Origin of the sequence: Luteolibacter pohnpeiensis (genome assembly GCF_016595435.1) — a bacterium.
Classification (GTDB): domain Bacteria; phylum Verrucomicrobiota; class Verrucomicrobiia; order Verrucomicrobiales; family Akkermansiaceae; genus Luteolibacter; species Luteolibacter pohnpeiensis.
The window spans coordinates 26,044-37,021 of record NZ_JAENIJ010000013.1; the positions used below are offsets into that span (position 1 = coordinate 26,044).

The following is a 10,978-nucleotide window of genomic DNA, read 5'->3' on the forward strand; positions in this document are numbered from 1 at the left end:
GACCGGCGGTTCACGCCGATCGCTTTTGAGGAATCAGATGATCGAGATCGCGAATTAAGGGATCATCCGCTCAAGCAAAGCGCTCATGCGAGCGGCAACTGCTTGCGGGTTTTCGATCAGTCCCGCTGCGAGCAATGCCTGGTCGGCGAGTTGAGTGCCGATCGCTTCCGCGAGTTCTGGGTCGGAGTCTTTCAAGGCTGAGAGCTTCTTCACCAGGCCGTGGCCCGCGTTGATCTCAAGCGATGGCTTTTCTTCCGGCATCTCCTGGCCCATGGATTTCATCATCGCCCGCATTTGGGGGTTCAGTGAATCTTGTGAGGTCAGTGCGACGGCCGGGCTTTCGACCAAGCGTTTGCCGATGCTGACGCCGGATACGCGGTCGGTGAGTTTACCGGCAAGCCATTCGCTGAGGGCGGATGATTCCGCTTCACTTAGTTTCTCCGAATCATCAGCGAGGTCTTCCAATTCGATGTCGGCGCGATCTGCGGCGACCAGCTTCTTGCCGGAAAATTCGGTGAGAGCCTGAAGCACATACTCATCCACCGCATCGGTGAAGAAGGCGACCTCCAGGCCGCGTGCTTTGAACGCTTCCAGATAAGGGCCGCTTTCGATCACTTCCCGCGAAGTACCAGTGAGGTAGTAGATGGTTTCCTGGCCGTCCTTGGCGCGGGAAAGGTAGTCTTTGAAGCTGGTGAGTTTGCCCGCGTCGGTCATCGAACTTTCGAAGCGGATCAGTGCGGCGAGCGCTTCCTTGTGCTCGTAGCTGGTGGCGATGCCTTCCTTCAGGAACCGACTGAACTTTTCATGGAACTCGCGGAATTTCTCCGGCTCGTCGTTGGCTTGCTTGTCGAGGAATTTGAGGAAACGCTTGGTGATCAGCTGGTTCAGTTTGCGGATCAAGGCGCTGTCCTGCATGCTTTCGCGGGAAATGTTCAGCGGCAAATCCGCGGAATCGATCACGCCGCGCAGGAAGCGGAGCCAGTCAGGCAGCAGCTCTTTTGGCTTTGGATCGATCAGGACTTTTTTGCAGTAAAGCGCAACGCCCGGCTCCATCTGCCCCATGCCGAAGCGCTCGTTGTTTTCGCCAGGAACGAACAACAGCGAGTTGATGGTCAGAGGCGCATCGGCGCTGAAATGCATGGTGTAGAACGGCTCGTCCCATGCGTGCGCGATGAATTTGTAAAACGCGCTGTATTCCTCGGTGGTGACTTCGCTCTTCGACTTGAGCCAGATGGCCTCGACGGTGTTGACGCGTTCGCCATCCAGCAGGATCGGGAACGAGACGAAATTGGAATACTTCTTCAGCAGCGCCTCAACGCGCACCTTGTCGGCGAATTCATCATCCTTGAGGTGCAATACCATTTTCGATCCGCGGGCGACATCCTCCGCAGGCTCGATGGTGTAGCCACCTTGGCCATCGCTTTCCCATTTCAGGCCCGGTGCGCCAGGTTCCCAGGAGCGAGTGAAGACCTCGACCTTATCCGCAGCCATGAATGCGCTGTAAAATCCGACGCCGAATTGTCCGATCACTTCCGGGCCGGCGTCGCCTTTTTCCTTCATCGCTTTCAGAAATGCCTTGGTGCCGGAGTGGGCGATCGTGCCAAGGTTCTGCACCAGCTCGGCTTCGGTCATGCCGATGCCGCTGTCCGCGATGGTCAGGGTTTTGGCCTCCTTGTCGGTGGTGATGGTGATGTCGAGTGTCTTGCCTTTTTCAAAAACCTCGGCCTCAGTCAGTTCCTTCAGGCGCATTTTTTCGAGCGCGTCTGATGCGTTCGATACCAACTCACGGACGAAGATTTCCTTATCGGTGTAAAGTGAGTGGATGACGATATCGAGCAGCTGACGAACCTCCGCCTGGAAGGTGTGCTGTTGGGGAGCAGTAGGTGTCGTTTCCATGGTCTGATTTTGTGAAAAATGGATCGGCCCGCAAAAAAGCCCAACTCCACAAAAATGGCAAGGGCTTGATGCCCAATTCGAACCTGCCAAAGCTGACAGGCTTTCGAGAGAGGTGAAATTAAAGGGATTTTTCCCAGAACAAGGCTTTGCCGATTGCCGGGTCAAGTTCGTATCCCTGAAACCCACAGGATCGATACGCTGCCTTGGCGACCTCATTTCCTTCAAGAACCTCCAGCGTCAATTTGCAGCAATTTCTCTGCCGTGCGATTTCCTCAAGCTTGGCGATCATTTGCTTGGAAAGCCCTAGGCCACGAAATCGAGAGCTGACGATCACATCGTGCAGATTCAGCAGGGGTCTGCACTGAAAGGTGGAAAAGCCTTCAAAGGCAATGATCATGCCAGCAGGAATTTCCTCAACAAAAGCCAGCACGATCACGGCCGCCGACCGCTTTGCAAGTTCGGCAGGCAGGTTGGCTTTGGTAAAGTCCGATAGGCCACAACCTCCACCCATCGGATCAGACGCATACTCATCCAGCAACCGCACGATCGCCGCCGCGTGATCAGTGTGGGCAGGATCGGCTTGGAGGATGTGGATCAAAGAAATCTTGTTAGGCAAATGGGTTTACTGGATGGGAATGTGATTTCGAACGGCGAAGTCTTCAGCTTTCGAAGGATCATTCGGATTTTTTTCGAGGAGATTGTTGTAAATTCGGCATTTTGCTTCGTTCTGTCGTTGATCTTCAGGAATTGATTCAAGCCAATCGACTGCATCTTCAGGTTCGTAGTCCGAGATGGTGTAGGCGTATTTGGAGACTTTCAGATATTTTTCCTTACTTGCTGGCAGAGTGTTCAGCCAGTTTCCGACGGCTTTGTAGTCTGAATTGGTCCAGTTGAAGATGATGTTTTTCGCAATGGATGCACTGGATTTTTCAGGAAGATTCGTATTGAACCAGTCGATCCATTTCGCGGCATCTTCAGTTTGCATGCTCCCACCGAAATTTCGGCATAATTGGTAGGTCTCACTTTGAGTCAGTTGGGCTTCCTTGATCCAGGCGACTCCTGCATCAAATCCCATTTTTTGGCACTGCCCACCAAAGTAGTTTAGCGCAGATTCGTAGACGTCAGCCGTGTCACTGGATGAATCAGATGAATTGATAAACTCACGAACATCTTGAAGAGCAGCAAGGCTATCTCCGGCTTTAACGCTGGCTTTCAAGATGTCAAAGATGCAGTCATCGGGATATTTGATATCGAGTTCAGTCATCAACTGCATTGCCCGGGATCGATCAGTTTCAGCAACTTGCTTGATGATACTTGTTTTCGCATTTTCGATCGCAAAATAGGGCTTTGATCTCAAAGACGAATCAGAAATCAAGTCAGGATAGCGACTCATGAAATCCTTGGTAAAGCTGATCGCTCCTTCTAAATCTGATCTTGCCCAAGAAATGATGGAATAGCAGACGGCTCCTTGCACCACCCCTTTTTCAACGAGATCCGGAAATTGCATATATCGCAGTAGACCGTCCTTTCCGTCTAGCTTCATGGCGAGATTGAAGGCTAGTTCGCAGTGGGACATTCGCTCTTTGTCGTCCAATTCCTGGCAGTCCAGAACGTTTAGAATATATTGATGAAATTGGGAGTCGTTCAGCGATTGAATGATGTCGGTGATACGGTTTTGGCGATCTTGCAGATTGGCGACAGCTGGGCCGCCGTTGCGAGCGGCTGATTTTTCTTTGATGAATTGGATCGTTTCTTGATCAAATTTACCTAGAGGTGTTGATGATCTCGTTGTTACTTTTCGATCTCTATCCACTTTGCTCGCAAGGACTGAGCTTGAGCCGATGCCTAACGCTTCGGCTTTTGAATGGAGAAAGGAAAGTTTTTCATCTGCTTGACCTTGGCGTCGGATATTGAGAGCGACAACTGCTATCAATGAAACAACAAGCGTCAGATAGGCTAGGGTTGCTCGTTTCATTATCGTCAATTTGAATGGTTGAGTTTGATGTGGTTGACCCATTTCTCTCGTAAATGCGGATCATCGATCTCTTGGGCAATGGAGGCGACATCAGCCTGACAACGACAGCCTCCGGCTTCCAAGAAACCTACGAGTAGGTGATCATTGCCGGGTTGATAATAATGTTTGAGTAAATCGATGACTTCATCCGGCTGCATGAATTCTGATCCAGTGGCCTTGGCGACAGCTTGTCCCGTAAGTTGGTCCAGATCGGAAATATCCTGTTCCTGAGCCCAATCTCGTAGGGTGTCGATGTCCTCGATTGAGATTTTCTTTTTGAATTGCGCTTGTGAGATCAACTGCTTGGAAGTTTGGAGTAGGGAAGCATCACGCTCGGCCGGGGTTGGATTCATTTCAGCTAGAACCTCGGTTGCTCGTGCCAAGCCATCGCTTTTAGCGGCTTGAATCACCTGAGAAGCGATCAGCTGGTTTGAGTCTTTTTCTTGCAGGCATTGGCGTGCGAAATTTGCATAGGTGCCTGGTGATATATCATGCTGGTGTGAGATCTTCGACATGACCTGACGCGCTTCTTCTGGAGTAAGGTCGAGAATTCTTTTTATCGCAAGATGAGGATCAAATTTTAGAAGGGCAGGCACTATGGCAGATTCGAATATCACTCTGTGATCATCGACTCGGTTAAGTTTTTTCCGGTAATCGGGTTGTTGTGAACTCCAGCCGTCTAGCCAGGAGCTTGCTTCGGAGGGTGATGTTTCAGCCCATTTTTTCAGATATTCAATTAACGGGGCCTGATACATGGCACCATACCGATGATATATCCCCATGTAGGTCATGGCGGATTTCGTATCCTGATCTGCAAGTGACCAGAACAGGCTACTCCATACTCTACTCTTATCACCATCTGATAGGTCAGATGCTTCGACCTCGTCGAGAACGGCCATCAATTGAGCTGGAGTCATCGAGGAGATTTCTTCGCGAAGCTGTGCTTTATCCAGTCTCGTCAGCTCCCCGAAGAACGAGGCATTGAGTTTTTTCAAATCGAATGAAACATTGGCTAAACTCTTGAATTTAGGTTCAGAGATTGTCGGATTTACTGCTAAATCGGCTGATTTTTCATGCGCCTTGATTTTTGCGGCGATCGCATCGGCTTGATGATGAACACTTCTGATGGAATACTCCTGATAGATAAGTAATGAGATACCCAAAAGCGCTGTGATGATGAACGGGAACTTTTTCAACGCAAAATGCTCGATAATCTTCATCAATTTTGTCAATTGGATTATCCTTGCCTGCTTGTAACGGCAAAAAAAACACCCGCCTGCGCGGAAATTCCGGCAAGGCGGGTGAGATGAGGGCTTGGTTTGGCCAGCGGCGATTAGAGGGCCCAGTCGCCTTGGTCGAGTTCGCACACGCAGGCGGCGAGCAGGTCGATGCAGGCTTGGATGTCGGCCTTGCTGGCGGTTTCGATCGATTGGTGAATGTGGCGGGTCGGAATGGAAACCGCACCGGCGATGGAACCACCTGGGGTCATGCGCTGCAGGCTGGCGGTGTCGGTTCCGCCTGCGGCGAGAATTTCCGGTTGCCATTTGATGCTGTTGCGCTCGGCGACCTGTTTCATGTAGGCGACCATGCGGTAGTCACAAATCACGGAAGAATCCATCAGCTTGATGCCAGCGCCAGCGTGCAGCGCGGTGCATTGTTCTTGTGGGGTTGATCCCGGAATGTCGTAGGCGATGGTGGTGTCGAGTCCGAAACCGAAGTCAGGCTGGACGTCGAGAGCTGCCACGTTGGCACCGCGCAAGCCGACTTCTTCCTGAACGGTGAAAGCGGCGTAAAAATCGTAGGCAGGCTTTTTGCCGGAATCCTTGATGGCACGCAGCGCCTCGATCAGCACGAAAACTGAAACCCGGTTATCGAGCGACTTGGCGTTCACGCACTCGCCCATTTCCTTCAGATCCGAGTATCGGGTGATGGAATCACCGACGCTGACGAATTTTTGCAGTTCGTCCTTCGACATGCCGGTGTCGATGAAATAGTCCTTGGTTGGCACGTTTTTGGTGCGCTCATCCGGGGACATGATGTGGATCGGCTTGGAGCCGAGCACACCAAGGATGTCCTTTTTGCCGTGGATGAAAACCCGTTGTGCGGTCAGGGTTTTCGGATCGAATCCACCGATCGTGTTGAAACGGACAAAGCCCCTGTCATCGATGTGAGTGACGATGAAACCGATTTCGTCCATGTGCGCGGCGGCCATGGATTTCTTTTCCGAAGATTCGCCCTTCAACAGGGCGATGACGTTGCCCATGTTATCGGTGCGGACTTCGTCGACCAGGCCTTCGATTTCCTTGAGAACGAGATTGCGGATTTGTTTTTCGAAGCCAGGTGCGCCTGGAGCTTCGCAAATGCGGGCGAGTAGAGATACATCAATCGACATGCCCGAAGGGTTCCGAATGAACCCGGCGCTGGCGAGAGCGAAGATGGGAGTGCGTGCAAATTTTCCTTATTCGCATCGCCGCCGTTAGCCCAAGACTGTGCCAGCCAGCGGGCTTTTGCCATTTTCCAATCGGCTGATGTTTTCCACCGTGACTCGGGCAATCTCATGCAGCGCTTCCTGAGTCAGAAATGCCTGATGCGAGGTGATCAAGACATTCGGGAACGTCAGCAATCGCGATAGATCATCGTCCTGCAAAACACAGCCCGACAGATCCTCGAAGAAAATTCCTTCCTCCTCTTCGTAGACATCCAACGCCACGCCGCCGATCGAGCCACTTTTGAGTTTGCTGATCAGGGCATGGGTGTCGATCAGTTTGCCGCGGCTGGTGTTGACGATGAAAACGCCGGGTTTCATCTGCGAAAGCGTTTTCTCGTCCAATAGGTGGAACGTCTCGGGAAATAGCGGGACATGTAGAGAAATGATGTCGCTTTGTCCTAACAGAGCGCCGAACTCAACATAACGGACCTGATGTTTCGCGGCCCATTCGTGATTCGGAAATGCATCGAACGCGAGCACCTCGCAGCCGAAACCGCGGAAAATCTGCGCGGTGATTTGGCCGATCTTACCGGTGCCGACGATGCCGACGGTTTTCCCGTGCAGATCAAATCCCACCAGGCCATTCAGCGAGAAATTCTGCTCGCGCACCCGGTTGAAGGCGCGATGGATTTTGCGATTCAGGGTAAGTAACAACGCCAAGGTGTGCTCCGCCACCGCGTAGGGCGAGTAGGCGGGCACGCGGGTCACGGCGAGTCCGAGTTCTTTTGCCGCATCGAGGTCGACATTGTTGAAACCGGCGCAACGCAGGGCGATGTGTTTGGTTCCTTGCGCGGCCAAGGCCTCCAAAATCGGGCGATCGGCCTTGTCGTTGACGAAAATGCAGACGCATTCCGCTCCCTCGGCGATCGAGGTGGTCTGCGGTCCGAGCCGGAATTCCAGAAAGCGCAACTGCACACCACTTCCGGCAGCGGCGGCGGTGAGGAATTCACGGTCGTAGGGTTTCGTGTCGAATACGGCGCAGATCATGGCGGAACCATGGCTCAATCGCTGTTTGAGAGCAATATGGGATCAACCGATGCGGGTCATTTCAGAAGAGATGCGAGGTTGATGAAATCGCGGATGGCCGTGGCGGCGTGGGCTGCTACAACTCCGCCCATGAACCCCGCTCTCGAAACCCTGATGCTCGTCTTTTCCGGCGAAGAGGCATTGCCTGTTCCGGATCGGGCGCTGTTTTTGGGCGCGGAACCGCATCCGGATCTGGCAAACTGGCCACAGGTCATCGGCTACCAACCGTTCAAACCAAAGGCAACCGAGTGGGACAATGCCGGACTTTCCCGAATCGAATCTCCAGCCGGGAAATGGCCACTGGTGATGCTTCTTCCGGGGAAATCGAAAGATGAAACGCTGGCGTGGTTTGCGATCGCTAGAAATCACCTGGAGCCCGGTGGGATGATCGTTGCGGCGATGCCAAACACGGCCGGGGCGGGACGATTCGAAAAGGAACTTTCCAAAGCGGCGGGGAATATCCACTCCGTGCAGAAAAACAAATGCCGCGCGTTTTACGCGACCATCGATGATCGCTGCAATCCGGCGATTTTTGAAAATTGGAATTCGCTGATCGGGCGGCAAACCATAGCTAACACCCATTTCACCGTCGAGGCCGGAGTTTTCAGTTCAGGCCATGTCGATGCTGGCTCGGAATTTCTCGCGCAACATCTTCCGGCTCATTTGCGCGGCAAGGTTGCCGATCTCGGAGCGGGTTGGGGATACCTGACCCATGAGTTGTTAGAGCGATGCCCGAAGGTCGAGAGCGTCGATTTGTTCGAAGCGGATTCGCGCGCGCTCGATTGCGCTCGGACGAATCTCCGCAAGTTTTCCCAGCCGATTGGCTATCATTGGCACGATGTCTCCACCGGGATTTCTGGGGAATACGACGTGATTTTGAGCAATCCGCCATTCCATACCGGGCAGGCGACGGATGTCGATCTGGGTCGCGCCTTTCTAACCGTTGCCACATCCGCACTCAAACGCAGCGGAAAACTTCTTCTGGTGGCCAACCGGCAGTTGCCCTACGAAGCCGTGCTTCAAAGCAGCGGGCTCGCCTGGCGCAAGGTCGCCGAGAATGAGACCTTCAAGCTGCTGTTCGCCGACAAACGCTGACTTCTTATCCCATGAAACTCGTCAAACTCCTCGCCAATCTCGGCTACGGTTCCCGCAAGGAAGTCCAGCGCTTCATCAAAGCTGGAGCTGTCACCGATGATACGGGCGAAGTGCTGCGCGAAGCATCGAACACACCGCACGAACGCATTTTGTTCCGTGGCGAACCACTCGATCCGCCATCGCCGTTGGTGATCATCATGAACAAGCCGGACGACTACACCTGTAGTACCGAAGATCCCGGCGATACGATTTATGACCTGCTGCCGGCCCGGTTTTCCTGCCGCAATCCGGGGCTCAATCCGATTGGGCGACTCGATAAGGACACCACCGGCTTGTTGTTGATGACAGACGATGGCAAATTACTGCATCGGATCATTCACCCGAAGTCGAATTGCTTGAAGCGCTACCACGCGGTGCTGGATCGGCCGCTCAACGGCAGCGAAGGCGAGATTTTCGCTTCTGGAGAAATGTTGCTTCGCAGCGAGGATCGCCCGCTTTTGCCTGCACAACTGGAAGTGCTGAATGAAAAGGAAGCCATCGTGACTTTGCACGAAGGCCGTTATCATCAAGTGCGTCGCATGTTCGCGGCTGTGGACAATCACGTGCTCACTCTGAAGCGGATATCGATTGGTGGACTGGCCTTGCCGGATGATCTGGAGGAAGGCGAATGGCGACCCCTCACCGATGCGGAATTGGCGTTGGTTTTCGATCACCCATGATCATGCGATTGCGTGACTCCTCTTGTTCCTTCAAACTCACTCCAGATGTCAGCGAGCGGAAATGTTAGAGATTGGGACGTGATCGTGATCGGTGGCGGCCCGGCGGGATCTTCCGCTGCGACGACTTTGGCTCAGTCGGGCCGGAAAGTGCTGGTGTTGGAAAAGGAGAAGTTCCCGCGTTTCCACATCGGCGAGTCACTCTTGCCCTACAATCGGCGCATTTTTGAAGAACTCGGTGTCTGGGATAAGATCAGCCAAGCGGGTTTCATGACCAAACGCGGAGCCCAGTTCTGGATGGGCAACGCAACCCGTCACAATCGCCTCGATTTCTCTGCCGGTTCATTCACCGAATTCAGCGAGTCCTTGCAGGTCGAACGCGCGAAGTTCGACCAAATCCTGCTCGACCACGCGCGCGAAGCGGGGGCTGAGGTGCGTGAGCAATCGACCGTGATCGCCCACGAAGTCGGCAGTGATCAGGCCAAAGTCAGGTATCGCGATGCTGCTGGAAATGCGGCCGAAGTTTGCGCGAAGTTTCTCATCGATGCAAGTGGCCTCGGCAATTTCAGCGCCAATCGCGAATCGGTTCGCGAGTATTATTCCGGTCATAAAAAGCTTGCGATCTTCGGCCACTTTTCCGGCGTCCAGATGCCGGAAGGGAAAGAGAAAGGCGACATCCTGATCGTCCGATGCAAGAACTCCTGGTTCTGGTTGATTCCGCTATCGGACGATCGAACCAGTGTCGGCTTGGTGGTCGATGCGGCAGATTTCAAGGCATCTGGTAAATCACCGCGTGAGGTCTTTGACGAAACCGTTGCTGCGACCCGAGCCGTGAAACGCAGATTCGGTGCGGCGGAAATGGAAGGTGAATTGCGTGTCGCAACCGACTTTTCCTATCGCAATACCCGTCTGGTTTCACCGCGGGTGATTCGAGTTGGCGATGCTTCAGGGTTTATCGATCCCGTTTTTTCGAGCGGAGTTCTGCTCGCCATGGAAAGCGGTCGGCAAGGAGCGCAAGTCATCGATCGGGCGCTCCACGGAAATCGGGCGATGACCTCGGCAATGAAACGTTATGAAAAGGACAACCGTCGGCGGATTGCGATTTATTGGCAGTTCATCGAGAAATTCTACGAGCTTCATTTCACTCAGCTGTTTTTCCAACCCTACAATCGCTATCGGATGGTTTGTGCCATCAATGCCGTGTTGGCAGGACGGACCGAGTTATCATTCTCCGTCTGGTGGCGGCTGCGCGTTTTCTTTTTCCTCGCGTGGTTGAACAAGCATGTTCCAGTCGCAAAACGAATCGAAGTGAATTGATATGAGTGATCTCAGTGATGCGGCCGATGCGCTCGGCTTGGAGAAAATCGAAAGGCATATCTTCATTTGTGCCGATCCTGCGGAAGCGAAATGCTGCGCGCTGGAAGCCGGGCAGGAATCGTGGGAATTTCTCAAAAAGCGGCTCAAGGAACTTGGCCTGGCTGCGGGAAAAAACTCGAAAGTTTTCCGCACCAAAGCCGGATGCCTTCGGGTCTGCCTGCGCGGTCCCGTCGCCGTCGTCTATCCGGAAGGCGTCTGGTATCACTCCTGCACCCCGGTGGTTCTCGAACGCATCATCCAAGAGCACCTCATCGGCGGAAAAATCGTCGAGGAATTTGCATTCGCTCAGAACGATCTGCATCCCGAATCACCAACCGCGGAATCCGAGTGATCTGCGGTTGGAAACTCGGAAATCTAACAGGTTAG

Annotated in this window: 10 protein-coding genes; 4 read left to right on the forward strand and 6 right to left on the reverse strand. The window is 53.3% G+C overall.

Going from position 1 to position 10,978, the window contains the following annotated elements; genetic code table 11:
• Positions 1-54: 54 nt before the first annotated feature.
• The 6 genes from htpG to JIN85_RS09665 all read right to left on the reverse strand — a co-directional run bounded on the left by htpG (position 55) and on the right by JIN85_RS09665 (position 7,385).
• Complete coding sequence (htpG, locus tag JIN85_RS09640; RefSeq protein ID WP_200270064.1) at positions 55-1,896, reverse strand: molecular chaperone HtpG; 1,842 nt, start codon at positions 1,894-1,896, stop codon at positions 55-57.
• A 118-nt stretch (positions 1,897-2,014) separates the two neighbouring features.
• Entirely contained in the window at positions 2,015-2,494 is a 480-nt protein-coding gene (locus JIN85_RS09645) for a GNAT family N-acetyltransferase (RefSeq protein WP_200270080.1), read from the reverse strand.
• 24 nt (positions 2,495-2,518) lie between these two features.
• Complete coding sequence (locus JIN85_RS09650) at positions 2,519-3,871, reverse strand: hypothetical protein (protein WP_200270082.1); 1,353 nt, start codon at positions 3,869-3,871, stop codon at positions 2,519-2,521.
• 5 nt (positions 3,872-3,876) lie between these two features.
• Entirely contained in the window at positions 3,877-5,130 is a 1,254-nt protein-coding gene (locus JIN85_RS09655) for a hypothetical protein (protein WP_200270084.1), read from the reverse strand.
• Positions 5,131-5,243: 113 nt separating this feature from the next.
• Complete coding sequence (locus tag JIN85_RS09660) at positions 5,244-6,302, reverse strand: M42 family metallopeptidase (protein ID WP_234047346.1); 1,059 nt, start codon at positions 6,300-6,302, stop codon at positions 5,244-5,246.
• A gap of 84 nt (positions 6,303-6,386) precedes the next feature.
• Positions 6,387-7,385: a 2-hydroxyacid dehydrogenase gene (locus JIN85_RS09665; protein ID WP_200270086.1), complete on the reverse strand. Its 999-nt coding sequence runs from the start codon at positions 7,383-7,385 to the stop codon at positions 6,387-6,389.
• A gap of 129 nt (positions 7,386-7,514) precedes the next feature.
• Between JIN85_RS09665 and JIN85_RS09670 the strand changes: the two genes are divergently transcribed.
• Genes JIN85_RS09670 through JIN85_RS09685 form a run of 4 tightly spaced genes read left to right on the forward strand, consistent with a single transcriptional unit; the run spans position 7,515 to position 10,943 of the window.
• Positions 7,515-8,519 carry a class I SAM-dependent methyltransferase gene (locus tag JIN85_RS09670; protein WP_200270088.1) on the forward strand — a complete coding sequence of 335 codons (1,005 nt, stop codon included), beginning with the start codon at positions 7,515-7,517 and terminating at the stop codon, positions 8,517-8,519.
• Between the two features lie 11 nt (positions 8,520-8,530).
• Positions 8,531-9,238 (forward strand): pseudouridine synthase, encoded by a 708-nt coding sequence (locus JIN85_RS09675; protein ID WP_200270090.1) that lies wholly within the window; start codon positions 8,531-8,533, stop codon positions 9,236-9,238.
• 45 nt (positions 9,239-9,283) lie between these two features.
• Positions 9,284-10,552, forward strand: a complete 1,269-nt coding sequence (locus JIN85_RS09680; RefSeq protein WP_200270092.1) for an NAD(P)/FAD-dependent oxidoreductase — start codon at positions 9,284-9,286, stop codon at positions 10,550-10,552.
• A gap of 1 nt (position 10,553) precedes the next feature.
• Positions 10,554-10,943 (forward strand): (2Fe-2S) ferredoxin domain-containing protein, encoded by a 390-nt coding sequence (locus JIN85_RS09685; RefSeq protein ID WP_200270095.1) that lies wholly within the window; start codon positions 10,554-10,556, stop codon positions 10,941-10,943.
• Positions 10,944-10,978: the final 35 nt, after the last annotated feature.

Bases quoted from the DNA above. Each gene is read 5' to 3' on its own strand.
- JIN85_RS09650 (WP_200270082.1), bottom strand. From the start codon at position 3,871: ATGAAACGAGCAACCCTAGCCTATCTGACGCTTGTTGTTTCATTGATA.
- JIN85_RS09660 (WP_234047346.1), bottom strand. From the start codon at position 6,302: ATGTCGATTGATGTATCTCTACTCGCCCGCATTTGCGAAGCTCCAGGC.
- JIN85_RS09665 (WP_200270086.1), bottom strand. From the start codon at position 7,385: ATGATCTGCGCCGTATTCGACACGAAACCCTACGACCGTGAATTCCTC.
- htpG (WP_200270064.1), bottom strand. From the start codon at position 1,896: ATGGAAACGACACCTACTGCTCCCCAACAGCACACCTTCCAGGCGGAG.
- JIN85_RS09685 (WP_200270095.1), top strand. From the start codon at position 10,554: ATGAGTGATCTCAGTGATGCGGCCGATGCGCTCGGCTTGGAGAAAATC.
- JIN85_RS09675 (WP_200270090.1), top strand. From the start codon at position 8,531: ATGAAACTCGTCAAACTCCTCGCCAATCTCGGCTACGGTTCCCGCAAG.
- JIN85_RS09680 (WP_200270092.1), top strand. From the start codon at position 9,284: ATGTCAGCGAGCGGAAATGTTAGAGATTGGGACGTGATCGTGATCGGT.
- JIN85_RS09655 (WP_200270084.1), bottom strand. From the start codon at position 5,130: ATGAAGATTATCGAGCATTTTGCGTTGAAAAAGTTCCCGTTCATCATC.
- JIN85_RS09670 (WP_200270088.1), top strand. From the start codon at position 7,515: ATGAACCCCGCTCTCGAAACCCTGATGCTCGTCTTTTCCGGCGAAGAG.